Here is a 24,827-nt window from a genome sequence, read left to right on the forward strand (position 1 = left end):
GTTTATGATCAGCGTATTTGATATGTTCAGCGTGGGCATTGGCCCCTCAAGCTCACATACTGTGGGCCCTATGAAAGCCGGTGCGGAGTTTGTCGGTGAATTGGCACAACAAGACGCGTTGTTCGAAAAAATTGATAGTGTGAAAGTAGAGCTATTTGGCTCGCTTGGTCAAACTGGTATCGGTCATGGTACAGGAAAAGCCGTTATTCTAGGTTTATTAGGTGAAATGCCAGATACGGTTGATGTGGATAGTATCGACAGTGTTTTAGAAGATATTAGAACTTCTGAGACGCTTGCACTTAACGGTATGAAGGAAGTCAGCTTCCCAAATAAAAATGCCATTGTGTTTCATCGTCGTAAAACCTTGCCTAAGCATGCTAATGCCCTCACCTTTTTTGCCTATGGTAATGGCGAGCTATTAGCAGAGCAAACCTACTATAGCATTGGTGGTGGCTTTATTATTAAAGACCAAGATTTCGATGCTACTAAGGCGCACGCTGCTACACTTCAAGCTGCAGTGCCTTACCCTTTTAAAACCGCTGGTGACCTTCTTAACTTATGTAAAACTAACGGTTTAAGTGTTAGCTCACTTATGCTGCGCAATGAATCTACATTTCGCCCAAAACATGAAGTAAAGCAAGAGCTTCACAATATTTGGCTGGTTATGAAGGCCTGTATTCAGCGTGGTATTGAAAGCGAAGGAATATTGCCCGGCGGATTAAAAGTTGTTAGAAGAGCACCTGGATTATATCGCCGTCTGCAAACCGAACACACCACAGACCCCATGCAAACCATGGACTGGGTTAACCTTTTTGCATTGGCAGTAAATGAAGAAAATGCAGCTGGCGGTCGCGTTGTTACCGCACCTACCAACGGTGCTGCAGGAATCATCCCTGCGGTATTACAATACGTTGACAAATTCATTCGTCCAGTAGATGAAGAAGTCGCTAGCCGCTTTTTGTTAACGGCTGGAGCAATTGGCATTCTCTATAAAGAGAACGCGTCTATTTCTGGTGCAGAAGTGGGCTGTCAAGGTGAAGTGGGAGTTGCCTGCTCTATGGCCGCTGGCGCTTTGGCAGAAATTATGGGCGGAACCGCAGCCTCTGTTGAAAATGCAGCTGAAATTGGTATGGAACACAACCTAGGTTTAACCTGCGATCCAGTAGGTGGTTTAGTGCAGGTGCCTTGTATTGAGCGAAACGCCATGGGCGCAATTAAAGCTATTAACGCATCTCGTTTAGCGCTACGTGGCACGGGTGAACAAAAAGTATCGTTAGACAAGGTTATTAAAACCATGCGCGACACAGGTAACGATATGAAAACAAAATACAAAGAAACCGCACGAGGCGGTCTTGCAGTTAACATCATAGAATGTTGATGCTATTAGGTAAATGAGGCAACAAAAAAGGGGCAAACGCCCCTTTTTTTCATTTTACACACTCAAATAAAACGCTATTTAACTGGTAATGTAACGCCCTTAAACATCTTTTCAACTTCATCGTTGTTTTTCAACATCATGGCTTTTTCAACTTTATCTTTGGTTAAATGAGGCGCGAATCGCTCGATAAAGTCATACATATAGCTACGTAAAAACGAGCCTTTTCTGAATCCTATTTTTGTAGTGCTGTAATCGAACAAGTGGCTGGCGTCTATTTTAACTAAATCGTCGTCCAGTTCTTCACTTACCGCCATTGAAGCGATAACGCCAATGCCCACGCCTAAGCGAACATAGGTTTTGATCACATCTGCGTCGGTTGCTGTGAACACAATTTTAGGTGTTAAACCCGCTCTCTCAAATGCTTGGTCTAATTCAGAGCGACCCGTGAAGCCGAATACATAGGTAACCAATGGATATTTTGCGATATCGCTTATGTCTATTGTTCCCTTTTTGGAAAGCGGATGGTCTTTATTAACAATCACGCTTCTATTCCAGTGATAGCACGGCAACATTACAAGGTCGTTGTACAGATGTAGCGCTTCTGTGGCAATGGCAAAATCTGCCTCGCCTTTAGCGGCTAAGTCACTGATTTGAGAAGGTGTACCTTGATGCATGTGCAAAGACACTTTGGGGTATTTATTCATAAAACCCTGTATAACATCAGGTAACGCGTAACGCGCCTGCGTATGTGTAGTTGCAATATTCAGCTTGCCTTGGTCTGGCAAGGTATGCTCGCGAGCAACGGCTTTAATGCTCTCTACTTTCGCCAGTATTTCGCGAGCAATATTTATAACGTCGTTCCCCGCGTCTGTCACATGCGTTAGATGTTTTCCACTACGACCAAAAATTTGAACGCCAAGCTCATCTTCAAGCATTCTTACCTGTTTGCTAATTCCTGGCTGAGATGTATAAAGACTTTCTGCGGTTGCAGAGACATTCAAATTATTATTTAGAACTTCTACGATATAACGAAGTTGCTGTAGTTTCATTGTAAATACCAATTCTTGCACTGTGGTTATACTGTAATCGTTTCTTATAACCAAAACTACACTTTTTTGCGTTCGTATATTACGAAAAAACAAACTTTGTGGAAAAAACAGTAATTTATTGTTATTTTTTGCTCGTTTACATCGCCTTTTCTACAATTATTGTTCATTATGATATGGCAACATTTATTCGATTAGTAAGAGCAAATGGACGATAATACTCACGCAACTTCTACCATCGATTTCTCCACAGTACTTGCGGCTGCCGTGCACGATATGAAGAATTCTTTATTTCTGCTTATCCAGTCGATTGAGAATTTAAGCCAAACACTCGACCCTGAGAACGAACAAGCACGGAATCAGGTAGCCAGTGTGCATTATGAAGCCACGCGCTTAAACACCAACTTAGTACAAATACTATCGCTTTACCGCGCTGAATTAGAACGGTTGCCCATTACTGTTGACGAGTGTTTTATTAAAGACTTAATTGAAGACATTATTGGTTCAAATGCGTTGTACATGGAACAAAAAGGTATTCACATAGAAGTTGAAATTAACGACGATTTAAGCTGGTATTTAGACAGTGAACTCGTCTTTATATTGGTGAACGATGTCATTATTAACGCAATGCGTTACGGCACCTCTATAATAAAAATTAGTGCTGAATCGGTTGATGACTATTTAGCACTTAGCATTGAAGACGACGGTCCTGGTTACCCAGACAGCATGCTCAATAAAAGCCATGATGAATTAGCGGATTTTGAACTAAGTCAGGGACGCACCGGACTTGGGCTGTTCTTTGCCAAGCTGATTGCCAGCGCTCATTCACAGCATGAAAGATACGGTAGTATAGAATTGTCTAACGGTGGCGCACTTGGTGGGAGTGTATTTCAAGTAAAAATACCGTAATATTGACCGATAACTATAAGAACTCTATAAATAAAGCAGTACCTTCGCGCTTACTGCAACACAAAAGCTACAAAGAACTGACGGAAACACACGAATGTCTTACGCCATTATAATAATATTAATCGTCGCTTTGCTGATTGCAGCCATTTTCATTAATGCTGTTCAGCAACATAGACAGAAGCAGGAAGCTGAACGTCGAACCGAACTTGCAAAGCAGCGTAGTTTGGTTGATGAAACTGAAAGCGTTATAGCCGCTACCGTTAACATGCCTGTATCTTCCCGTTTAATTGGGGTCCTTCATAATAGAGCGCTTAACGCGCTTAAGGTAATGAACGAATACGCAGGTACATCAGAACTTAAAAATCGTATCAATAATACTGAACAAGCTGCTGCAGCTGCACTTTCAGATAACTCTAGCGCGCCTTCTGAATTCACATTACCTGACAACGACAAAATGATTATTCAATACATTCAGGCAGTGAAAAAGCTTCGTATCATACTTCGCTCTGAGCACAGCAAAGGTCAAATTGATTCAAAAGTATTTCTAGATGAAGATAAACAGTTAGAACGCTTACAGGTTAAAGTTAACGTGGAAACGCTTATCAAACGCGGTCGTGCTGCGCTTCAAACAAACATGCTGGGCTCTGCCAGACAGTATTTTGAAAAAGCTAAAATTGCGTTGGAAAACCAAAACACTCAAGACGATTACTCATCTACCAAACTTGCTCAACTAAACGAGTGGCTAAATGAAATTCAGAGTAATTTGAAAAACGTTAACGCTCAAGACCGAGCTAAGAAGCAAGAAGAAGAAAGAGACGAGTTGGACGAATTATTTGCGCCTAAGAAAAAGTGGTAGCATAGGTCTGAACAAGGCTAACAGCAAGGTCTGTTATTTATGAAACCCTACATCGGTGTAATAATCTTTATCAGACCTTCATCTTTAGCGTTTTATTGTTCATCAACCCCCGCTACTATTGAAAGCGGGTCTGAAAAGCAAATATCCCGTTAGTTCATTCTGTATATCTTTTTACTATCAAGTCCCACAATGTCTGTGCCGGTACTGAAAGGCCCTTACGGGCATTTCTTATTAGGCCAATCTGCTTAATTAAAGGGTCGCTATTTACTTCAATTGGAATTAACCCCAATGTTTTCATGTGATCTCCACATATCGAGGGCATTATTGAAATTCCCATTCCGTGCTTTATAAGTTTTCCCAGCGTCGCTAACTGTCCAGTTTCAGCCACAATATTCAGCGCGCCATATGAAGCCAATTTAGTCTCTGTCCATTGCCGCACGGCAGAACCTCTGTTCATCATCACCAATGGATAAGCAAGACAGTCTTGCCAATGACATATTTCATTTTCAGCCAATTCGTGTTCGCCATTAACCACTAAAACAAACTGATCATCAAATAAACTTTCAAATATGAGTCCATCAGTGCGCTCGGGCTCAAACGAAATGCCAAGCTCACAGCGCCCGGTCGCCACTTCGTTTATCACCTGCTCCATCACAATATCAATAACCCTTAGATTGATATTGGGCGCTTGATTATGGAACGTGCTTAATAGCGCGGGAAGGTGAGACTCGGCAAACGATGGCATGGCACAAATGGTTAAATGCCCTTTTTTAAGGGCAAATAAGTTCTGAATGTCATTAAACGTATTATCCCAATCTCGCACTAACCGCAGCGCATTTGGAAACAACACTTCCCCTTCTGGGGTTAAACCAACATTTCGTGTATCTCTATTAAATAGTCGGCCGCCCACTTGCTGTTCAAGTTTTTTTATTGCAGAAGACAATGCAGGCTGTGTAACGTGAAGATTGTTCGCCGCCTCTGCAAAAGTGGATGACGTAGCGACTTCTATGAACGCCTTTAATTGTTTGTAGGATACTTCCATAAGATTGATAAAAAATATTTATTAATAATTAGATTAATTCGATTTTACATAACACGCAACAATGTTGATACTTGTTATTAACATTCATGTATGGAGCGTTTTAATGGCGGGTTTTAACAAAGTAGTGCAAAGCTACGACGAAGCGATGGCTGGCTTAACAGACGGCATGACGATAATTGCTGGTGGTTTTGGGCTATGTGGTATTCCAGAAGGACTTATTAGCCAAGTGAAAGCAATGGCAGTAAAAGAACTTACTGTTGTGTCTAATAACTGTGGTGTTGACGGCTTCGGTTTAGGTTTATTGCTTGAAGATAAGCAAATCAAGAAAATGGTGTCTTCTTATGTAGGCGAAAACGCCTTGTTTGAGAAGCAACTGCTTGATGGCGAACTAGAAGTTGAACTTACTCCACAAGGTACACTTGCTGAGAAAATGCGTGCTGGTGGAGCTGGAATACCAGCTTTCTATACTGCAACAGGGTACGGAACACCTGTTGGTGAAGGCAAAGAAGTAAAAGAGTTCGACGGACGCCCCTACATTTTAGAGCATGCTATTACCGGCGACTTTGCGATAGTTAAAGCATGGAAGGCAGATACTTACGGTAACTGCATCTATCGACACACCGCGCAGAACTTCAATCCAATGGCGGCAACTGCAGGTAAGATAACCGTCGTTGAAGCAGAAGAGATTGTTGAAGCAGGCTCATTGAATCCAAGTGAAATTCATACGCCGGGAATTTATGTTAATCGCGTTATAAAAGGTAGCTTTGAAAAGCGTATTGAAAGACGTGTAGTTAGTAAGGAGACCGTATAATGTTAACTCGTGATCAAATTGCTATGCGCGTTGCACAAGAATTCAAAGACGGTGATTATGTAAACCTAGGTATTGGTATCCCTACCTTGGCAGCGAACTATGTGCCTGACGACATAAGCGTAATGCTGCAGTCTGAAAATGGCCTTTTAGGTATGGGGCGATACCCTACCGAAGAAGAAGTTGATGCTGATATGATTAATGCTGGCAAGGAAACGGTAACTGCCATTACAGGAGCATCAATTTTTAGTAGTGCCGAAAGTTTTGCAATGATCCGCGGTGGTCATGTTGACTTCACGGTATTGGGCGCATTTGAAGTAGATGCTTGTGGAAATATCGCATCTTGGATGATCCCCGGTAAACTTGTAAAAGGCATGGGCGGCGCAATGGATTTAGTAGCAGGCGCGAAAAATATAATCGTGACCATGACACACACCGACAAACACGGTAATTCCAAGCTTTTACCCGAATGCACATTACCACTGACAGGCGTTAACTGTATCACGCGAATTATTACCGACTTGGCAGTATTAAGTGTAGAGAATGGTGCTTTCGTACTTCAAGAACGTGCGCCAGGCGTTAGCATTGAAGAAATTAAAGAAAAAACGGCGGGCAAACTTATTGTATCTGGTGACGTGCCAGAAATGCAGTTCTAAAAAGGCATTTTAAACAATAAAAAGAGGGCGATATCATGCCCTCTCCTTTCATTATGACTATCATTAAGGGATAATGCGCCGACTTTAGATTCCCGTGAGGCACCCCTTTGCTAGTTACCGATTTACCTGTTCATCATAAGATTATTTCGAAGCTTGAAACCAAGAACATTTCAACGCTAACAGAAATTCAAGAGCGCACTATGCTGCCCGCTATTCAGGGTAAAGACATTATTGCGTCTTCTAAAACAGGCTCAGGTAAGACATTTGCTTTTCTAGTGCCGGCCATACACCGCTTAATGTCGCAAAAAGCGCTAAGCCGTCAAGATCCTCGCGCACTTATCTTGGCTCCAACCCGTGAACTTGCAAAGCAGGTATTTTTAGAAACAAAATCGCTCTGTTCTGGCCTTAACTTAACGTGTTCGTTGGTTGTTGGTGGTGAAAACTATAACGATCAGGTGAAAGCCCTGAGAAGAAACCCACATATTATCGTAGGCACTGCTGGCCGAGTGGCCGACCATCTTCTGGACAAAAGTGTCTACCTAAATGGCCTAGAGCTTCTTATTTTTGATGAAGCCGACCGTATGCTTGATTTAGGCTTCGCTGCTCAGCTTAAGATGATTAACGATTACGCCGATCATCGTAAGCGTCAAACAATGCTGTTTTCAGCGACTTTGGATAATATAGAGCTTAAGCACATGACTACTCAGCTTACAAAAAGCGCTGTACGCGTTTCTGTAGGCGATGCCACTGCCGAGCATGGTGATATTGAACAGCGTTGTTATTTTGCTGACAACGTAGACAGTAAAGACAACATTCTGCGTGCCGAACTGAAAAAACGTGACTTTAATCAAGCGATTGTTTTCACGGCAACCCGTGAAGACACAAACCGTATTGCAGATATGTTGAACGAAGAACACCTAGAGGCCATTGCGCTTCGTGGAGACCTACCTCAAAACCAACGTGCGGCAATTATGAGCAGTTTCGCCCGTGGGCAGCAAAGTATTCTAGTTACCACCGACCTTGCATCACGCGGTTTAGATTTATCAAAAGTGGGTTTAGTAGTTAACTTCGACTTACCCAAGAACGCGGATGAATATATACACCGCATTGGGCGTACTGGACGCGCGGGACAGAAAGGCGAAGCATTTTCGTTAATAGGCCCGCGAGACTGGAAAAGTTTTGAGGGTTTAAAGAACCACCTGCAATACGCTTTAGAGTGCACTGCACACCCAGACATTCCGGCTGAATTCAAAGGTTTTGCACCTAAAAAGAAAAAAGCGACACAATCTGGCAAAGCGTCTGGTAAAAAGCGTGTTGCTAAGCCCGTGAAAGCCCCCGTTAAAAAACGTGTAAATACTATGACGGGTGAGGATATAGGAATGGTGCCAGTTAAACGTAAACCAAGAAAAGATAACAGTGCGCTTGATGATGAAGAATAGCGCTTTAAGCGAATGCTAATTTGAATTGGTATAAGCAACAGATACAAAAAAGCGAGCTAATGCTCGCTTTTTCTTTGTGTGTCTATCAACTTTTGCCAGTGTTTAATATTCCCACCAGCACTCTTGCCACCAAGCAAGAAACTCTTCGAAGTCGATAAAACCATCGTCATTACTGTCGATAAGTTTAAAGCCTTCCTGCACATGGCTTGCTTTCGTCTTCGGAGAGATAACGGTTAATAGCTCAATAAACTCAGGCAGATCGATTTGACCATTTCCATCTTTGTCAAAGAAGCTAAAGTCTTTTTTAATCTCTTCGATTTTTGATTCTGAAAGTTGAGTGCTCACTCTCATTCCTTAAATTCAACTGCAATGAACAAGAGTGTAACGCCCTTCAATCAGCCTGTCTATGCCTGATTTTCTTTTGCCTTAAGTGCGCGTAAACGTTGAGCTTCCGCTTTTTCTTGGCGTTTTTGTTCCATGGTTAAGCGCGCTTCAGTTCCAACGTGTTCTTGCTGTCGTGCTTTAGCAAGATTTACTTGCTTTTCACGCTCTCTGAATCGCTCTAACTGCGCTTCTGTATGTGTTCCAAAACAATGCGGGCAGCTTACACCAGGCTCGTACTTGTCGCTTTGCTTGTCTTCTTCAGTAATAGGTAAGCGACAGGCATAACACTGTTCGTAGTGGCTTTTTTCCAAATCGTGATTTACCGCAACGCGATTATCGAAAACGAAGCAATCACCTTCCCACATCGACTCTTCTTTTGGTACATCTTCTAGATATTGAAGGATACCGCCTTCTAAATGATAAACCTCTTCAAATCCCTGCTCTTTCAAGTAAGCAGTAGATTTTTCACAGCGAATACCACCGGTACAAAACATGGCCACTTTTTTGTTTTTCTCAGGATTTAGCTCTTTCGCCGCGTATTCTGGAAATTCGCGGAACGTGTCGGTCTTAGGATCAATGGCGTTTTTAAATGTACCAATTTCAATCTCGTAACCATTTCGAGTGTCGATAACCGTAACGTCTGGGTCGCTAATTAATGCATTCCAGTCTTTTGGTTTAACGTAAGTACCAACGGTCTTTCGAGGGTCTATTCCCTCTACACCCATAGTTACAATCTCTTTCTTAAGCTTTACCTTGGTGCGATAGAACGGCTGTTCGTCATGAAGTGATTCTTTGTAAGAAATAGGATTGATGCGAACATCGTCGTTAAGGTAGGTTAGCAGCGCATCAATACCTTCGCGACTACCAGAAACGGTTCCGTTAATACCTTCGTGGGCAAGTAATAGCGTGCCTTTAATGCCATTAGATTCCATTGCCTCTAATAGCGGCTGACGCATTTCTTTGTAATTTTCAAGCGCAACAAATTTGTACATTGCGCAAACAATATATTTAGACATAATTTTTTAACCTTTGCTGATTGGAGCGTAAGACCAGTGCAAAATGCGGCGCGAATATATCAGATGATGTAAAAAAGGTCTAATGGGAACTTAACTTTTAGGGGAAATCGGGTTCGAACGAGATGATTTATTGATCTTACGCAAACTGCTGTTCAATTTCTTTAAACAGATCTGTGTGTTCTTCAACAGAATTAATAACGTCATAAATCATCGTGTTGTCTTCATCCATGGTACTACGATATTTCGCCTGTAAACGCTTTTGTGCCGCAAGCGTAGTATTGTTTACCACATCGTCATCAAGGCGAAGCGCATCATTGGTCTGAGCCAATGGTTGTGGGTACATGGCTTGAAACAATAATGCATTTTCCATGTCGGTTGCCATTAGGTTCCCGAGCGTTGACATGGCAGTCCAATCGGCCTCCTGAGCGGCTATACCCGGCCGGCGATAATGGTTTAAGGATTGCAGCGCACGCGTTGTAACATCTTCCTCTTTTGAAGCGCTTGTGTTTATTCGAATTGGTTCAGCTACCGAGGTAGCGTGCATCGCAAGATACAATGAAAATACTGCCCCTTGATGGGCTGCTCTCGCAAGAACACCGTTCGACTCCCAATTAATACTGGGGTCTATAGGTTTATTGTTCATATTGTGAGTAGCTTCAGTACTCATGCCTAACTTCACACCGACTTACTATAATTTCTTATCGGCAAGATAATGTTTTTCTTAACTTTCTCGTTGCTCTTCTTGAACTAATCTATAATCATAGTCACAGATGTTCAGCTTGCTCACGGAATGGAAATGCAATTAAGTAACAAACAAGTGTTGATTGTGGAAGACCAACGCCCTTTCCTTTTGTTACTCAAAGGTCTCATGCAGTCAATGGGAGCAACCGATGTCGTCACAAAATCTTCTGCCGAACAGGCAATCTCTTTGTGTAAGCGGCACAAGTTTGACGTCGTTATTTCTGACCTGCATTTAGGTGCTGATAATAAAAATGGCTATGAGCTTGTTGAAGAATTGCGTGTCAGTAAATTAATCTCTCCTGCCACCGTGTTTATTCTAATAAGCGCCGATAGCGCTAGACCAATTGTGCTTGGCTCCATTGATAAACGGCCTGACGACTTTTTAATAAAACCCTTCTCACAAATACAGCTTAAGACCCGTATTTCGAGAGCATGGAAAAAACGCCAGTTCTTGCTTTATGCCTACCAACTTATAGATAAGCAAGAAACAGCCGAGGCAATTGAACACCTGAAAAATCATTTAAGCGCCCCTTCTCATTATAAAGGTCACTGTGAACAATTATTGGTAGAGCTATATTGGCAGACGAATAACCCTAAAGCGGCGCTAGATATCTTAAAAGGATACACAGACGGTAAACCTGTGCTGTGGGCTTATGTTGCCTTAGGTAAAACCTATTTAAAGTTAAAACAGTTCGATAATGCAATAAGCGTGGCAAAGCACATTTTAAAGCAAAACCGATTCAGTGCAGATGCACATGACATTCTTGCTCACGCTCACCTTGCGCAACATCAGGAACAAACTGCCATAGAAGATATCAAAGAAGCGATAAGGCTTTCTCCTTTTTCGTTGCAGCGACATATAGACGCTTGCAATATTGCGCGTGAAACCGCTGATTATCATTTAGCCGCAGAGTCTAGCCAGGCTATATGGAATCTTTCCAAACGATCTGTTTACAAAAACAGTTTGTATTGGTGCGGCATGATAAGAAGCCTTTTAGACGTTGCTGAGCATACAGATGATAAGAAACAGAGGAACAAATTCCAACAAGAAGCACTGCTTACATTGCAACGAGGAAAATTTGATGACCACCTTCAAAGAATGGACAGAGAGTTTGATGTCGACATTTTCGGTAAAATCATCAATGCCAGGGTAAGCGCGATTGACGGTAAGCTAATTGATGCAAAACGCCACCTTGATGCGTCACAGCGTGATCTAGACGAAAAATATGCTGAACTACCAACCGCGTATATACCTGACAGCCTTAATGTAATGTATACCCTTGGTGAGTTTGATGATGCAGTAGAACTTGCCAAACTCTTAAAGTCTAGAGGCGAAAAGCTAGATCAAAACAGTGAATCAATGCTGGCAAAACACGAAGCGCTAACAAAGAAAAACCTTGCCAGTTATCAGCAGTTTAACCGAGAAGGTATTGAACATTATCAAAATGAAGATTACGAGCGCGCAAAAGCGTCTTTCGCACTTGCGCAAGGTTTTGCACCTGTAAATACTGGCGTGGCGCTTAACTTACTTCAATGTTTATTACAGCTGGCTAAAAAGGCAAATGCCGCCGATGCAGAAGTGGTAACCGAGTGTAAGCGCCTATTCAAACTTATCGATGATATGACGCTTAAACCACCTTACAAAGAGAAGTACGATAGCCTGCGAGACGAGCTATCAAAATTTATTGGTTTCTAGTTAATTTCTAATCCCAGCGTAAGCCCTACGAAGTAAGGCTTTTATCTAGGTACCGCTATTTAAGCCCATATTGACGGTCTCGCTGTTAAAACTGCGCTTTGGAAGCCACGCTTTGGAAGCCACGCTTTGAAGCATGACATAGCGCTTAAGACCTTTCATGCTCAATTTATTGTTGGAAGTTCTCTATAGTCTCAATAAACTCATCAATATTTTCAATCAACGTTTCCTTTTGTTTAGTCGATAACGTTGAAGCGACTTCTGCAATCATGGTCGCCATGGTTTTGGTGTTATGCTCACTTGCTTCATTAAATGCTTTACTTCGATAGGTCTCTGGCTTATTCATCAACTCGAGTAGCTTATTTTCAAAATCGGGATCTACATGCCTTGCCACAAAAAGCCGTCTGGCAGCATTTTGAATATTTCTCCTGTAGGCAATCCACTCTTCCATGGTAGGTACGAATTGGTCAGCGTAAGTCGCAATAATTTGTTTTTGTTCATTAGACAACTTTCCAATACGCGCACTAACGTTCTCTTCCATTCTTTCAATTCGTTTTTCATTGCGCACTTCTGCGGAATCTTCTTTAATAGAAGCAAGCTCTTCCTCTTCTTCCTTATTCTCTTTTTCTAACGCGGCGAACAGCGTGACAACTTGCTCATCGCTTAGATTTTTAGCCATTTTTATTAATTCGGGACTAACTTCATTCCTTACTCTTGCCCAATGTGCTTTAGCTTGTTCGAAATGCGTTGTTACTTGTGTGTAGTTCAGTTCGCCATTTGTCACTTGCTGTTTCATCTGTTCAAGTTGCGCTATATATCGCACCAATTCCGAGGTTTTGTGCCATTGAAGCCAGCTATCTAAATAGTCATCAAATTGTGCCTCTTGCTCGCTATTAAGTTCTATGTAGTCGTCTAAATACCAATATACCCACCAGTCAATATTGTCATAGGCAAATTTAGAGCTGCACGAAGACAGAAACAACAAAGCAGCAAAAGCAAAAATCACTCGCATAGAACGTATTCCCAAAGTAAACGACCATTGTAATTGGATATAAAATAACGGTGGCTTGCACCATCAAACAATAAAAACGTAGCGGTACTTTCTTATAGACATCATAGTAGTGAAAAGTGCAAAAAAAGTTTTAACAATAGCACTTTACCAAGTTTTACCAATCATCTACTTTAAACAGATGGGCGTGTTTTAGGCTTTCATAAAAGGATTCATTGTGTCGAAGCGTATTGCTATTTTAACATCTGGTGGTGATGCACCGGGTATGAACGCTTGTATAAGGGCTGTCATCATCGCATGCCAAAAAGCGGGCCATGAACTGTATGGCTATCTTCACGGATACAACGGGCTAGTAAATCAGGAATATATATCACTTTCGTTTGATACAACACACAACCTGATTCAACAGGGAGGCACTATTTTACACAGTGCACGGTGCAAAACGTTTGAAACAGACGATGGCGCACAAAAAAGCGCAGAAAACTTATCTAAACTCGCTATAGACACACTCATAGTAATAGGTGGGGACGGCTCTTTTCGAGGGCTAAAGCATTTGAGTACTTTTTGGTCCGGACAAACCATTGGTATTCCGGGCACAATTGACAACGATATCAACGGTACCGATGCCACCATTGGCTATTACACCGCAATAGATACCGCTATGAGCTCTATCGACAAGGTGCGCGATACCGCAGACGCATTTGAGCGCGTTTTCTTAGTTGAAGTAATGGGACGTCATGCAGGCTTTCTTGCTCTAAATGCAGCGCTCTCTTCTGCCGCAGACTACGTATTGCTTCCCGAGCTATTCGAAGGTTGTGAACAAGAGCTAGACAATATTATTTGTCAGATTAAGGCCCAGCGAGCGCTGAAAGGCACTGTCAGCTTTATTGTGGTTGTAGCAGAAAACGTATGGCCAGGCGGGCTGAGCGCGTTATCGACAGCCCTTAATGCAAAAGGCATTGACGATGTCAGGCCTGTTACCTTAGGACATGTTCAGCGTGGAGGTTCGCCCGTAAGCGAAGACAGGTTGCTTGCAACGCATCTAGGTGCTTATGCGGTATCGTTAGTTGGCAGCGAGAATACGAATATTATGGTTGGTGAAGTGAATAAGCTTCCCGTTGTAGTGCCTTTAGATACCTGTTGGCAGAACAAGCCGCTAAATTCAGCGCAAGTAGACATAATTCGCTCATTAATGAATGCTCGTTATGATTAGCGGGTTCACACTCATAGTATTTACGACTAGCTTTATTGCTTACCACTGCGCATAAAAAAGGCGCCTCAGGCGCCCTTTCTACATTTTCATCGCCGCTTTTACTTTATCTCGGTGGCTACGGCTTACCTTTAGCTCGGTATCATTTTGTAATATAAGATGATACTCACCGCTAATATGGCTCACTAATTTTTTTACAAAACGAATATTCGCTATAGCAGAACGGTGTACCCTTACAAAAAACTGAGGGTTAAGCTCTTGCTCTAGCTCTTTCATGGTTTTGCGCATTATGTGCATGCCATCTAGTGCATGAACACACATGTAATCGCCTGCAGCGTCAATCCACTGAATATCTTGTACATTTACGCGAGTAACCTCAGAGCCGTCTTTTATTGCAAGCACATCAGGGTATGGGTTTGTCTCAACAGGCTCACCATTGGCTAACTTTCGCAGTATTTCTTCACAGTCATCGCCCGTGAGTTCAGCAACTAAACTTACTAATTTTTGCGATTGCTCATCTTGATGCTGAGTGGCGAAGTATTCACGTACCTTATCTAACGCCGCTTTGAGTCTTTCGTCGTCTGCTGGCTTTAATAAGTAGTCTAGTGCATGAACGTCGAATGCCTTTATCGCATAGCTATCGTACGCGGTAACAAACACTATCATTGGAATAGGCTGCTTCAACTCGCGTAGCTTGTGAATTACTTGAAAGCCATTTAAACCCGGCATTTGAATATCAAGGAAAACAAGATCTGGGCGGTGTTGGGATATGGCACTCACTGCCTCAAGCCCATTCTGACACTCAGTAACAACCTGTACATCCTCATGACGCTCAAGTCGTGCTCTTAATCCTCTTCTTGCTAAAGGCTCATCGTCGACAACGATGGTTTTAATCACTTGCTTACTCATTTATGCGTCCTTAACGTCATAAGGAATACGAATTCTTACTCGCACACCTGAAGGCTCATTATGCTCTATCGAAAATGCAAAGTTACGATGATAGAGCGACTGCAAACGTTCCTTGATGTTTGCCAGGCCAACGCCGTTTTCGCGGCTAAGCTGCCCATCTTTTATATCAGCACCTGGACCATTATCAGCCACATCCATCAATAAATCGTTACCGAACGTACGCGCAGTAATATTTATCTTACCGCCGTTCTCCATTTTTGAAATGGCGTGTTTTATTGCGTTTTCAATGATAGGTTGCAAAATCATGCTTGGCACTAGCGCACTTTCACATTGCTCGTCGATATCCCAAGACACTTCAAGCCTGTCGTCAAACCTTACCTTTTCAATTTCTAAGTAAAGCCTGAGCGCTTTAATTTCTTGACCAAGTGGCACTCTTTTAATTGGGTCGTTATCTAAAGAGTAGCGTAAAAAGTCACTTAACCTCGACACCATTGCTTCAGCAGTATCGTTTTCTTTAAGCAAAATCAGCGTTGAAATAGCGTTTAGCGTATTAAACAGAAAGTGAGGGTTAAGCTGGTAACGCAGCATCTTGATATGCGCTTGGTGCGCCATGGTGCTTGCTTTGAGCGCATTTTGCTTCTCTTTCTGAAGCATTTGGAAGTTTTTAATACCAAAATAAACACCGCTCCAACAACCCACCATAATGAGTGAGTTAATGGTATTTGTGAAATACATGTACCACTCGTCTGGACGGTAGCCGTGCTTATATATTTCCCAATAATTAATGTTTTTAACCACTGCCCATAAAAGCGCAATAAGGTAGCAAGACACGATAACAATAATAAGCATATTGAGCGGTGATTGCTTTCGTGCCCACCGGTAAATATACCTGAGAGGAATGGTTAAGAGCCAACCTGCGTACGCATTGAGAAGAATGATAAACACCCAAATAGGACGCACGTCATGTAGAAAAGAACCGATATAATAAATAATTGCGAAACCGGCCCAACCTGCGCTGTGCAGAGTCCAGAATAAACGCTCATTACTTTCTATTACGCGCTGAAAGCGACTCACATGAATACCAATTTAAAAAACTTATTAATTGATTATACGCCAGCGATGTGCGAACCCAAGCACCTTGGTCGTGCCTCTTATGCGTCTGGTCGCAGTAAATTTATATCTTAAACTGCGTGTTTTGTGTGTGGTTAATCAGTTAATTAGTAACTAATTTTCATTCGTTTAAGCCAGTGGGCCCACCACCACACAGGACCAATTAATAAAAACCTCAAATCGTCAAAAAAAGATGGTTTCTTACCTTCGATTTTATGACCAATGAACTGCAATACCCACATAACAACAAAAAGTGATAAGCAAAATACCCATACCGTTATGCCAGCATTTACAAGCAGATTAATAACGCCAAAACATGCAATGGTTAGCAGGGTCATAGCCGCACCCACTGGGCCAGACAAGAGGAAATAATAGTACAACACGGGAATAGCAAGTACGTGAGCCCACGTTACATCGAACTGAGACAGAAATGAAGGCACCGGCAAACACCATATCAACCCTAGCGTAACAAGATAAATGCTCGGCACTGCGATAGCATGAATAACAACGTTCGTTTTATTTTGATGACTCTCGCCATATTGAATAAGCAGTTTGTCGATTGTTCTCATCTTACTTTTCTCCTGCCGATATTTTTTATTGTTATCTTTTATTATTGTTTTGCAAATGTATCTACGTTAAAAGTGTGTGCCTTGAAAGCAATGTTTTTATAAGCTTTTCATCACAATTAAACGCTAAACCATAATAAGCAACGTCTTTTTCTACACGGTAATTTTTCACAACGGCTGCTAATTTTACTTCTTTTCCATCTAGAGAGTACGCTATATCTACCGCAGTATCGTCTTCCAACACGGGTAGCTCTGCTTTGCTTTGTAGCGCAACTTTACATCCCTTAGCAGACAAGTCCACAATGATGCCTGCTACTCCCTCTTCGTCGGGAAGCGCTTCACAAGTAATATCAATAGACACGCCTAACTGACTTCTTTTAACTGAACGAAGACCAATGCTTTCTATTTTTTTAGGGAAGCTAGTGATAAGAATGCCTGTAGGGTTGGAAATAAGCTTTAGCACTTTGACTCGAAAGGCAATGACCTGCCCTGTATCACCTTCAAGTACCGAGCGCACAACCACATCGTTACCAACCGTTAGCGCGTCTCTAACTGTTATCCACTTTGCACTAGTTGGTATATGAAACATAAGACACTCATCTATCAACATGCCCACATATTCTGTTTTGACGCGTTTTGGCGCTGCTGGCATTGAAATTTGTAAATCGACAATATTGCCAGGGATAAGCGTTCGTAATGCGGCGATTCCCTGTGCGTTTAACACATTACTTTCTATATTTTCAGTCATTATTATTTTTTATCAGCAGCTATTTGTTATCAGCAGCATGGTTTGCTGCGTATTATTTTTATTCTGAATACTTATAGTGCCAATGTAACCTGTTTTTTATTTCCTGACAAAACCTTCAAAATAACAGTCCCGATATAACGTAAAAAAAGCACCAATAAGCAAGCACTAACGTCCACGGTGTTGTAGTATTAACTGCATCTATTTAACCGTTTTTTCCTTGGGTGCTTATGTCTTTATCACTTCATTATGCGCTTTGTTTATCTAATTGGCGCGCCCATGAATTTTCAGTTTCACTTTCTATTCCAGCTCATCAAAGTGATACGTTACGCCTATCTTTACCAAGCTGGATCCCTGGCAGTTATATGGTTCGTGATTTTGCTAAAAGCATCGTTTCAATCTCTGCCTGTACAGACGACAATCATCAACCGCTGACTATCGAACAGAAAGACAAGCAAACATGGCTATTACATACAAGCGGTGAAGCCTGCGTTGTTACCTATACCGTTTATGCGAATGACCTATCAATACGCAGTGCATTCATAAATCATGAATATGCGTTTATCAATGGAACTAGCGCGTTTTTACAAGTGTCGTCATTTGAACAGTTACCTCACTCACTAGCCGTTTCTGTTCCTCAGGATGATGCGCATTTATCTGAATGGCAAAGCTACACGTCAATGCCTATTGCGCGAGAGGACTCACAAAACAAGCCTATCCAGAAAAAGGAAGCGTCAGAGAATCGAACATGGCATTACCGTTGCGATAACTACGACGACTTTATCGACCACCCTCTATTTATTGGCATTGCTGATACCCACGCCTTTGAAGTAAATGGCGTGTCTTTCACACTATTGTTCTCTGGTAATAATAATATTGACTACGCAAGAATTACTGACGATTTAACCCCCATTTGTAAGCATCATCTGGACCTATTTGGCGCACCGCACCCTATTGATAGTTATTTATTTATGACATTGCTTGCGGATAACGGATTTGGCGGCTTAGAGCACAAGCACTCAACCGCATTGTTATACCCTAGGTATGATTTACCACTTATTGGTGAAAGCGATATAAAGACCGACAGCTACATAACGTTCTTGAGCCTTTGCAGCCATGAATTTTTTCATACATGGCACGTCAAGCGAATTAAACCCGAAGTGATGGTTTACCCTGACTTGTCGAAGGAAACCTATACCAATCAGCTATGGATATACGAAGGTTTCACCAGCTTTTATGACGATGTTACGCTGGCGAGAAGCGGCGTAATTGCGCCGCAAAAGTATTTAGACATAGTTGCGCAAAACGTGTCTAGGCTGCTTCAAAACGCAGGTCGAATGAAACAAAGTGCGGCTGAAAGTAGTTTTAATGCGTGGACAAAGTTTTATAAACAGGATGCGAGTGCGACAAACAACATTGTGAGTTACTACACAAAAGGCGGCATTGTTGCGCTTGGTTTAGATATTTTACTTCGCCAAAAAAGCGCGGGCGAAGTAAGCCTAGATAACGTTATGCAGCTGCTGTGGCAACATTATGGTATCGCGGAAAGCGGGACGCCTGATGACGTTATTCAAACGCTATGCAAAGCGCACTTTAATATTGATGTGTCTGAATACCTTAACGCCGTTGTTTACGGCACAGAAGATGTGGCACTTGAAGCGCTGATGCCGCTAATTGGCGCTAAGTATGAAACCCGTGCGCGAACGTCAATGGAAGATAAAGGTGGGCTTTCGACAAAGCCTCAAGTTGTAAACCAACTGGGCGCGACGGTGAAACCCGCTTCTTTGGGCGTAACAGTAGCTCAGGTTTTTGAAGGTCTGGCAGCAATGCAGTCAGGTTTACTGCTGAATGATGTCATTATTGCCATGGATGGCAACGTAGTAAATCAGGCAAAACTACAGCGACTACTTGATAGTGCAATAAGTGACGAAGTGACGCTGTCTGTTATTAGAGATGGGAAATTACTTTCGCTTGCGCTGCCGGTAATTAAAGCACGCAAAGAGATGGCATTTTTCACCATCACTGACGAGGCAAAAATGAAAGAATGGCTTGATGTAAACTAGGTTATATACCATGAAGGCAGGCATTTCAGTCTCATGTCTGCCTTTTTAATCCATGCGATCTTTGCCTTAGCGGTTTTTCCTATCTTAACAAATGTTTACCTATCCAAGTATCCGTTTTATATAATACGCACAGACGCCATGTTTATTCGGCTATCTCTGTATGCCGAACCCTATTTGCACTGCTTAAATCAACCTTCGTCTGGTGTACCTGACACCACGGTCTGCGGATCTAGCCTTACCTTGCCTAAGTTTATTCGCCAGTCTAAATGCGGCCCAGTGGAACGCCCTGTTGACCCAATAGTGCCAATTTGATCACCTTGGTTTACTGCGTCTCCCACGTTTACGGTAATCGTATCTAGGTGCAGGAAGGTAGAAAATACGCGCATTCCATGATCGAGTATCAGCGTATTGCCCGAATAGTATAAATCGTCGGCAAGTGTCACCACGCCATCCACTGGGGCATAAACAGGTGTACCCGTTGGGGCGCCAACATCAACGCCATAATGTGGCCATTTAGGCACGCCATTTAAAATACGCTGGCTTCCATACACACCAGTAATAGGGCCTTTTGCGGGCCACTCAAAGCGTGTAAACAGCGCATCTAAATTGCTATTGCCGCCACGCGCTTTAGCAACGTTGATGTTGTCTTGTTTAATTCGGGCAGTTACTTCAGCAGGTGGAGTAACCATTTTTTGCTCAAGACCGTCTATGCGTTGTATGTCATAGTCACGCTTTTTAAGGGTAATTTCGCGTACAAACACTTCACCAGAAGATAACGTAACTGACAACTTATGGTTAAGTGGCGCTTCGCGTTCGAAACCTATAACAAATTTGCCTGCTGCATTCACAGGAACAGGCTTTTCGTTAAGTGTAACGTTTGCATCAACGGGTACCTGCCCTCTAACCAGTGCACCTTGTGTAAGCACACCATTAAGCGTAAGCGGGCTTTCTGCTTGTTGCTGGGTGGTAGCAAAGGCATTGTCTTTGGCAACGGCAGTAGGCATACAGAACAAGCATGAAACAATAATACCTAATGTTATGTAAGCACGTTTGTTCGTTTTGCCAGTATCTAATGTATTTTTAACCTGCATATCAACATCCATTTTTGACCACACCTAAACTATTACCTGAAAAGCCGTACTTACCTTGATAACCGTCAACTGTATACCGCTTACTGTTACCATTTAAGCTAGTATTTGCACTGTCGAGCCTAGCGAGAAACCATCGCCCCTTTGCCTACACCTTCATAGGCAATAACCTGGCAAATGCCATCTGGCGTACGTTTCTTTTGCTCATCAAGAAGATACTGAGCTAAACATTCCACAGTAGAGTCTGTTTCAATTACTTCACAGTCAGATTTTGGCATTAATAGCTCAAAATACCCCTGAGACGACTCATACGCAAAGCAGAAATATTCTTCTGGGTTAGTCACTGCACCTTTAATCAGCCTATCGCTATAAGCAATTTCGTCTTCTTTTGTCGCAATATAGATATCTTCCCAGCGCTTTGCCCAATAGGCCTGTTCTTCAAGATTGGGCTTACCATCGATAATAATATCAATTTTTGAGCGATGCCCGTGCGCTATGCGTTGGCAATTGCCATCGTGCTTTTTGAGCGCGTGCGTGTAATGGTAAAACGGCGTATTAATCACTTCTTCGCGAAGTGACAACGTAAGGTTATCAACATTTTCAGGCAGGTGAGTTGCTAGTACTTCTTTTAAGTAAACGCCTACAGAGTTCATGTCTATTCCATCTGAATAGACAAATGCGTAAGCCTCTGCTGGACAGTGCAGCATAATGCTTCTGCCATCTGTACAGTTGAAACGCACTTCAACTTGTTCACTTTGTTCATCATGTAAAACTTCTGCGCCTGCATAATCTGCAGGTACCAGAAGCTTGTGGTCTACGTATTCGTCAATTAACCGTTTCAGGTTTTTCTTCACGTGACCGAAGTCTTGAACCATGCTCTCTTCGTTAAGCTCACCGTCCAAAATTACATCGACAATCCAGCTTTCACCTACCATGCCGCGTCTCGGGCACAGGTAAGAGAAGTCCATCACTGTCAAATCATTTACAAATAATTGCATAACACCCTTGAATCGAGTTTCTATTCTGTTTGCTAGTATACGTTTTTTATTGAGGTCGCGCAGTCATTAGTCCATCGAAGATTGACGATTTAACTGATCTTTCAAGTTGGGTGGAATTCCTCTTATCGTCAACGTGTCTGTTGCTGGGTCGTAAAACACACGTTCGCCCATAAGTTTTCGCTCAAAACTTATAGACACACCACCACCTTGTCCCGTGAATTTAGCCAACTGTTTTAGCGCAGCTGGGTCTGGCTGAATCTCTTTTTCTAATGGAACCTCAAGCGTTTGGGTAAACGCCGTAAAGTTTGAACTGGTTTCCTCGTTGCTTGGTAAACGATTAGCTAATTCGTCAACCGACAAACTTTCACCCGCATCAATTTGTTCTTTGAAATAGCTTTTTACTTGTTCCCGGTGCTGGTGCTGCTCTTGCGGGTCGAGTGACTCACTTGCAAGATACGCATCAACAGTAGATATAAGTTGTTTATTTTGTTGCTTTACGTCTACTAATTCTTCGCAGCCAACAAACTGCATAAAGAAGTCAGACACTTTGCGCCCCATTCTACCCTTAATAAAGCTAACGTAGCGCTGCTGTTCTGGCTGCACTTCCCACTGTGTTAAGTCGAAACGCACTGCCAACTGCATTTTAGCTAAATCAAGGTGCTCTCTTGCAGACAAGTCTAGTGAGTTAGTTACTTCTACATGCGAGCGCGTGTTTAATAACGTAATCATAAGATACTGCGTAGCGAGGTATTCATACTGAGTAAAAATAAGAAAACCGGTCTCTACCGTACCCGTGTCTGCAAGCGTTTTTACCAGTCGATTTGCTGCCGAAACAGAAAATGCATGAAACGCATCTTCTACATTATCACCAGCGGCTTTTTGCACATCCATATACTGTTTAAGGCCAACGGCAAATTCAGATACATCTTGAACACTTTCTTGTTTTGACGTTTCACCATCTTCATTTTCAACTTCAGTTGTGCGTGCAACTTCATTAACAAAATGCCCTACACCCTTGCCTGGCTTTGCATTGAAACTGTGATTAATTTGATGGGCAAGAAGTTCTATCTCTGGTGTAACCGCAAGGCAGTTTTCACGAGGAATGGCTTCTATTTTTTCGTCTTTGTTTACGATTAAACGGTGTACAACAAAGTGATGAATCAGTGCACTCATAGATGATCGGGTGTCCTGTTGCTTAAAAAATGTCAGAAATATTCAAAGAATCGCGGGATTTTAGAATGAATGATTGTACTCAATCAAACAACGATTATAATCATTTTACGAGTAAAACCATTCTTTTTATCAAAGAAATCATAAAAAAGAGGCGTGGCAATGCCCCAACAAAGCCGTTACACCAACGACGAATTCGAAGCGCTAATGAATAAAGTTATCCTAACCCTTGAAGAAGGCGGCGCAAATCGTGACCTTTCTCTTATGGTATTAGGTAACGTTATCACCCATATTCTTAATACCCAAGTAAGTCCGGAAAACCGCGAAGCAATGGCAACTCAGTTTGCCGATGTGCTAAAGAAAAGCGTAAAAAGTAGCTAGGTTGTCATTATGATACTAGCCGAATCTCCACGACGTCAGCGCGTTACTAAACTCGTTAACTGGGGCCACTGGTTTGCACTGGCAAACATTATTATCGCGGTTGTTATCGCGTCAATTTTTGTTTTCTCGTCCCCATTGCCGGGAACAGGTGTTGGTACACTGTATTTGCTAGCAAACTGGTTTGGTCATATCAGCTTTATGACGTTTTTCGGCTTTGTTATTTTTATTCTCCCCCTGTGTTATTTGGTAAATAATCCAAGCGTAATCAAGGCCAGCGCTTCAGTGATTGCCGCCGTCGGGTTGGCACTGCTGGCATTCGATGCGCTGCTTTTCAACCGAACCGGGTTCCACTTTAGTTTTCACGCCGCTGATTTATTGCGAGACGAAGCACAGTCGCAAATGGCTATTGAAGGCTGGCAGCAATGGGCGTTCTTACTTTTGCTGTTCATTGTTTGGCTTGGCTTCCAATTAGTACTGGCCAATGCAATCTGGAAACGGGTTGACCGCTTCACAAAACACAAAATTGGCGTACCCGTAGCAACGTTTTTCGTAAGTTGTTTTGTAACTAGCCACGCTATTCACGTGTGGGCTGATGCAAGGTTATATCAACCTATTATCAAGCAAGACAACATGTTTCCTCTGTCATATCCGGCTACAGCAAAAACCACCATGTCGCGCTACGGTTTGCTTGACCTAGCCGCTTATGAGGAACGTAAACAGCTTCAGTTCAACCCTGATATTCATAGTATTACTTATCCGGCTGAGCCTGTTTATTGCTCAATTGAAACAAGCAAAAACGTTACGGTGATTATTCAAACAAGTTCAGACACTTCTGGCCTTATGAAAGACGCCCTTGAGAATGAAGCGCTTTTTGATAAGAAGAACCTAAATCGTGTTAGCAACTACTTCTCAACTGCAAGTAGCTTACGCGGTCTAATGACAACAACCCTTTTTGGGGTACCTGAAATTTATGAAGAAGCGCTGGTCAATAAACGCCCCGTAATGCTTGCACTTCCGCTCGGTTCAGGTATGCCGGTATCTATTCATAGTGAAGATGCCCTGCCACTTGCGCAGCTTTCAGGATATCAACAGCCTCTTTCTAACAATCATCAAGGGTTACACATCGCGTTTTTGCCGCATGACAAAGTAAACAACTACTTGGATAGTGCATTAGAACGCAACCACGATGTTATTGTTGCCACGGGATTTGGCGAACCAAACGGAAAAGGCGCGCTATTTAGCACCTTGCCATTGAAAGGCAATCTAGCCAGCAGTGAAGATCTTGCACCTACCATATTGAACGCATTGGGTTGTACAGCTCCAAGTACGTTTTATTCAACGGGCCAGAATTTGCTTGACCCCACCCGCCCTTGGCTAGTGAGCACTTCAGGTGAGCGCATTGTCGTATTTCACGACAACAAACGCACAGATGTATTAAGTAACGGCAGTTACGAGATAAGCGAAATTGCATCTGGCAAACGCAGCAAAGATGCGCTTAACGTAGAGTTATTAAGTCAAGCTATTAAACATCTCTCTCGTTTTTCAAAACAGAATTAAGCAAACAATTTAAATTAGCGTGGTGAACGGTTAGATAAGACACCGCTCACTAT

24 protein-coding genes are annotated in these 24,827 nt (G+C 42.4%); 11 read left to right on the forward strand and 13 right to left on the reverse strand.

Annotated features, from left to right (window positions below):
* Positions 1-4 precede the first annotated feature (4 nt).
* Complete coding sequence (locus V7R35_RS07965) at positions 5-1,378, forward strand: L-serine ammonia-lyase (RefSeq protein WP_334014212.1); 1,374 nt, start codon at positions 5-7, stop codon at positions 1,376-1,378.
* 74 nt (positions 1,379-1,452) lie between these two features.
* On the opposite strand, the gene cysB is transcribed toward V7R35_RS07965, so the two are convergent.
* Positions 1,453-2,427, reverse strand: coding sequence for an HTH-type transcriptional regulator CysB (cysB, locus tag V7R35_RS07970; RefSeq protein ID WP_334014213.1), 975 nt, complete (start codon positions 2,425-2,427; stop codon positions 1,453-1,455).
* A gap of 204 nt (positions 2,428-2,631) precedes the next feature.
* Between cysB and V7R35_RS07975 the strand changes: the two genes are divergently transcribed.
* Complete coding sequence (locus V7R35_RS07975; RefSeq protein WP_334014214.1) at positions 2,632-3,333, forward strand: sensor histidine kinase; 702 nt, start codon at positions 2,632-2,634, stop codon at positions 3,331-3,333.
* Between the two features lie 94 nt (positions 3,334-3,427).
* Entirely contained in the window at positions 3,428-4,189 is a 762-nt protein-coding gene (locus tag V7R35_RS07980; protein ID WP_334014215.1) for a hypothetical protein, read from the forward strand.
* Positions 4,190-4,343: 154 nt separating this feature from the next.
* Here V7R35_RS07980 and V7R35_RS07985 read toward each other — a convergent pair whose 3' ends face one another.
* Positions 4,344-5,231 (reverse strand): LysR family transcriptional regulator, encoded by an 888-nt coding sequence (locus V7R35_RS07985; RefSeq protein WP_334014216.1) that lies wholly within the window; start codon positions 5,229-5,231, stop codon positions 4,344-4,346.
* Positions 5,232-5,334: 103 nt separating this feature from the next.
* Between V7R35_RS07985 and V7R35_RS07990 the strand changes: the two genes are divergently transcribed.
* The 3 genes from V7R35_RS07990 to V7R35_RS08000 all read left to right on the forward strand — a co-directional run bounded on the left by V7R35_RS07990 (position 5,335) and on the right by V7R35_RS08000 (position 8,134).
* A complete protein-coding gene (locus V7R35_RS07990; protein WP_334014217.1) occupies positions 5,335-6,042 on the forward strand; it encodes a CoA transferase subunit A in 708 nt (235 codons plus the stop codon).
* Entirely contained in the window at positions 6,042-6,695 is a 654-nt protein-coding gene (locus V7R35_RS07995; protein WP_334014218.1) for a CoA transferase subunit B, read from the forward strand. The genes V7R35_RS07990 and V7R35_RS07995 overlap by 1 nt, the downstream gene beginning before the upstream one ends.
* Positions 6,696-6,802: 107 nt before the next feature.
* On the forward strand, positions 6,803-8,134 hold the full coding sequence (locus tag V7R35_RS08000) for a DEAD/DEAH box helicase (protein WP_334014219.1): 1,332 nt from the start codon (positions 6,803-6,805) through the stop codon (positions 8,132-8,134).
* A gap of 102 nt (positions 8,135-8,236) precedes the next feature.
* Here the strand turns inward: V7R35_RS08000 and V7R35_RS08005 are convergent, their stop codons facing one another.
* The 3 genes from V7R35_RS08005 to V7R35_RS08015 all read right to left on the reverse strand — a co-directional run bounded on the left by V7R35_RS08005 (position 8,237) and on the right by V7R35_RS08015 (position 10,201).
* Positions 8,237-8,479 carry an EF-hand domain-containing protein gene (locus tag V7R35_RS08005; protein WP_334014220.1) on the reverse strand — a complete coding sequence of 81 codons (243 nt, stop codon included), beginning with the start codon at positions 8,477-8,479 and terminating at the stop codon, positions 8,237-8,239.
* A 59-nt stretch (positions 8,480-8,538) separates the two neighbouring features.
* Positions 8,539-9,534 (reverse strand): oxygen-dependent tRNA uridine(34) hydroxylase TrhO, encoded by a 996-nt coding sequence (trhO, locus tag V7R35_RS08010; RefSeq protein ID WP_334014221.1) that lies wholly within the window; start codon positions 9,532-9,534, stop codon positions 8,539-8,541.
* A 136-nt stretch (positions 9,535-9,670) separates the two neighbouring features.
* Positions 9,671-10,201 carry a hypothetical protein gene (locus V7R35_RS08015; RefSeq protein WP_334014222.1) on the reverse strand — a complete coding sequence of 177 codons (531 nt, stop codon included), beginning with the start codon at positions 10,199-10,201 and terminating at the stop codon, positions 9,671-9,673.
* 129 nt (positions 10,202-10,330) lie between these two features.
* Here V7R35_RS08015 and V7R35_RS08020 point away from each other — a divergent pair, with 129 nt between their 5' ends.
* The gene (locus tag V7R35_RS08020; RefSeq protein WP_334014223.1) at positions 10,331-11,971 is read left to right on the forward strand and encodes a response regulator; all 1,641 of its coding nucleotides are present in this window, start codon (positions 10,331-10,333) and stop codon (positions 11,969-11,971) included.
* A 166-nt stretch (positions 11,972-12,137) separates the two neighbouring features.
* Here the strand turns inward: V7R35_RS08020 and V7R35_RS08025 are convergent, their stop codons facing one another.
* A complete protein-coding gene (locus V7R35_RS08025; protein ID WP_334014224.1) occupies positions 12,138-12,980 on the reverse strand; it encodes a DUF6279 family lipoprotein in 843 nt (280 codons plus the stop codon).
* 214 nt (positions 12,981-13,194) lie between these two features.
* Between V7R35_RS08025 and V7R35_RS08030 the strand changes: the two genes are divergently transcribed.
* Positions 13,195-14,190: an ATP-dependent 6-phosphofructokinase gene (locus V7R35_RS08030; RefSeq protein WP_334014225.1), complete on the forward strand. Its 996-nt coding sequence runs from the start codon at positions 13,195-13,197 to the stop codon at positions 14,188-14,190.
* Positions 14,191-14,268: 78 nt separating this feature from the next.
* Here the strand turns inward: V7R35_RS08030 and V7R35_RS08035 are convergent, their stop codons facing one another.
* The 4 genes from V7R35_RS08035 to V7R35_RS08050 all read right to left on the reverse strand — a co-directional run bounded on the left by V7R35_RS08035 (position 14,269) and on the right by V7R35_RS08050 (position 17,520).
* Positions 14,269-15,096, reverse strand: coding sequence for a LytR/AlgR family response regulator transcription factor (locus V7R35_RS08035; protein WP_334014226.1), 828 nt, complete (start codon positions 15,094-15,096; stop codon positions 14,269-14,271).
* On the reverse strand, positions 15,097-16,170 hold the full coding sequence (locus V7R35_RS08040) for a sensor histidine kinase (RefSeq protein WP_334014227.1): 1,074 nt from the start codon (positions 16,168-16,170) through the stop codon (positions 15,097-15,099). It lies immediately after the preceding gene.
* A 143-nt stretch (positions 16,171-16,313) separates the two neighbouring features.
* Positions 16,314-16,775 (reverse strand): Mpo1 family 2-hydroxy fatty acid dioxygenase, encoded by a 462-nt coding sequence (locus V7R35_RS08045; protein WP_334014228.1) that lies wholly within the window; start codon positions 16,773-16,775, stop codon positions 16,314-16,316.
* A 61-nt stretch (positions 16,776-16,836) separates the two neighbouring features.
* The gene (locus tag V7R35_RS08050; protein ID WP_334014229.1) at positions 16,837-17,520 is read right to left on the reverse strand and encodes a flagellar brake domain-containing protein; all 684 of its coding nucleotides are present in this window, start codon (positions 17,518-17,520) and stop codon (positions 16,837-16,839) included.
* A 227-nt stretch (positions 17,521-17,747) separates the two neighbouring features.
* Between V7R35_RS08050 and V7R35_RS08055 the strand changes: the two genes are divergently transcribed.
* Complete coding sequence (locus V7R35_RS08055) at positions 17,748-19,580, forward strand: M61 family metallopeptidase (protein ID WP_334014230.1); 1,833 nt, start codon at positions 17,748-17,750, stop codon at positions 19,578-19,580.
* A gap of 188 nt (positions 19,581-19,768) precedes the next feature.
* Here the strand turns inward: V7R35_RS08055 and V7R35_RS08060 are convergent, their stop codons facing one another.
* The 3 genes from V7R35_RS08060 to yejK form a co-directional block, all read right to left on the reverse strand.
* Positions 19,769-20,584 carry a M23 family metallopeptidase gene (locus V7R35_RS08060; RefSeq protein ID WP_334014420.1) on the reverse strand — a complete coding sequence of 272 codons (816 nt, stop codon included), beginning with the start codon at positions 20,582-20,584 and terminating at the stop codon, positions 19,769-19,771.
* A gap of 206 nt (positions 20,585-20,790) precedes the next feature.
* Positions 20,791-21,666, reverse strand: coding sequence for a 6-carboxytetrahydropterin synthase (locus V7R35_RS08065; protein WP_334014231.1), 876 nt, complete (start codon positions 21,664-21,666; stop codon positions 20,791-20,793).
* A gap of 66 nt (positions 21,667-21,732) precedes the next feature.
* The gene (gene yejK / locus V7R35_RS08070; protein WP_334014232.1) at positions 21,733-22,839 is read right to left on the reverse strand and encodes a nucleoid-associated protein YejK; all 1,107 of its coding nucleotides are present in this window, start codon (positions 22,837-22,839) and stop codon (positions 21,733-21,735) included.
* 159 nt (positions 22,840-22,998) lie between these two features.
* On the opposite strand from yejK, the gene V7R35_RS08075 reads away from it, so the two are divergent.
* Both V7R35_RS08075 and V7R35_RS08080 read left to right on the forward strand, forming a co-directional pair.
* The gene (locus V7R35_RS08075) at positions 22,999-23,217 is read left to right on the forward strand and encodes a DUF1414 domain-containing protein (RefSeq protein WP_334014233.1); all 219 of its coding nucleotides are present in this window, start codon (positions 22,999-23,001) and stop codon (positions 23,215-23,217) included.
* 9 nt (positions 23,218-23,226) lie between these two features.
* A complete protein-coding gene (locus V7R35_RS08080; protein WP_334014234.1) occupies positions 23,227-24,774 on the forward strand; it encodes a DUF3413 domain-containing protein in 1,548 nt (515 codons plus the stop codon).
* The last annotated feature ends 53 nt before the right edge of the window (positions 24,775-24,827 follow it).

Source organism: Alteromonas sp. S167, assembly GCF_036864375.1.
Classification (GTDB): Bacteria; Pseudomonadota; Gammaproteobacteria; order Enterobacterales; family Alteromonadaceae; genus Alteromonas.

What these genes read in the sequence shown, in the direction of transcription:
- V7R35_RS07990 (WP_334014217.1), top strand. Translation starts at nt 5,335, where the DNA reads ATGGCGGGTTTTAACAAAGTAGTGCAAAGCTACGACGAAGCGATGGCT.
- yejK (WP_334014232.1), bottom strand. Translation starts at nt 22,839, where the DNA reads ATGAGTGCACTGATTCATCACTTTGTTGTACACCGTTTAATCGTAAAC.
- V7R35_RS07975 (WP_334014214.1), top strand. Translation starts at nt 2,632, where the DNA reads ATGGACGATAATACTCACGCAACTTCTACCATCGATTTCTCCACAGTA.
- V7R35_RS08055 (WP_334014230.1), top strand. Translation starts at nt 17,748, where the DNA reads ATGTCTTTATCACTTCATTATGCGCTTTGTTTATCTAATTGGCGCGCC.
- V7R35_RS08080 (WP_334014234.1), top strand. Translation starts at nt 23,227, where the DNA reads ATGATACTAGCCGAATCTCCACGACGTCAGCGCGTTACTAAACTCGTT.
- V7R35_RS08075 (WP_334014233.1), top strand. Translation starts at nt 22,999, where the DNA reads ATGCCCCAACAAAGCCGTTACACCAACGACGAATTCGAAGCGCTAATG.
- V7R35_RS08020 (WP_334014223.1), top strand. Translation starts at nt 10,331, where the DNA reads ATGCAATTAAGTAACAAACAAGTGTTGATTGTGGAAGACCAACGCCCT.
- V7R35_RS08015 (WP_334014222.1), bottom strand. Translation starts at nt 10,201, where the DNA reads ATGAGTACTGAAGCTACTCACAATATGAACAATAAACCTATAGACCCC.
- V7R35_RS07985 (WP_334014216.1), bottom strand. Translation starts at nt 5,231, where the DNA reads ATGGAAGTATCCTACAAACAATTAAAGGCGTTCATAGAAGTCGCTACG.
- V7R35_RS08050 (WP_334014229.1), bottom strand. Translation starts at nt 17,520, where the DNA reads ATGACTGAAAATATAGAAAGTAATGTGTTAAACGCACAGGGAATCGCC.
- V7R35_RS08035 (WP_334014226.1), bottom strand. Translation starts at nt 15,096, where the DNA reads ATGAGTAAGCAAGTGATTAAAACCATCGTTGTCGACGATGAGCCTTTA.
- V7R35_RS07980 (WP_334014215.1), top strand. Translation starts at nt 3,428, where the DNA reads ATGTCTTACGCCATTATAATAATATTAATCGTCGCTTTGCTGATTGCA.
- V7R35_RS07965 (WP_334014212.1), top strand. Translation starts at nt 5, where the DNA reads ATGATCAGCGTATTTGATATGTTCAGCGTGGGCATTGGCCCCTCAAGC.
- V7R35_RS07995 (WP_334014218.1), top strand. Translation starts at nt 6,042, where the DNA reads ATGTTAACTCGTGATCAAATTGCTATGCGCGTTGCACAAGAATTCAAA.
- V7R35_RS08045 (WP_334014228.1), bottom strand. Translation starts at nt 16,775, where the DNA reads ATGAGAACAATCGACAAACTGCTTATTCAATATGGCGAGAGTCATCAA.
- V7R35_RS08025 (WP_334014224.1), bottom strand. Translation starts at nt 12,980, where the DNA reads ATGCGAGTGATTTTTGCTTTTGCTGCTTTGTTGTTTCTGTCTTCGTGC.
- V7R35_RS08065 (WP_334014231.1), bottom strand. Translation starts at nt 21,666, where the DNA reads ATGCAATTATTTGTAAATGATTTGACAGTGATGGACTTCTCTTACCTG.
- V7R35_RS08060 (WP_334014420.1), bottom strand. Translation starts at nt 20,584, where the DNA reads ATGCCTACTGCCGTTGCCAAAGACAATGCCTTTGCTACCACCCAGCAA.
- trhO (WP_334014221.1), bottom strand. Translation starts at nt 9,534, where the DNA reads ATGTCTAAATATATTGTTTGCGCAATGTACAAATTTGTTGCGCTTGAA.
- cysB (WP_334014213.1), bottom strand. Translation starts at nt 2,427, where the DNA reads ATGAAACTACAGCAACTTCGTTATATCGTAGAAGTTCTAAATAATAAT.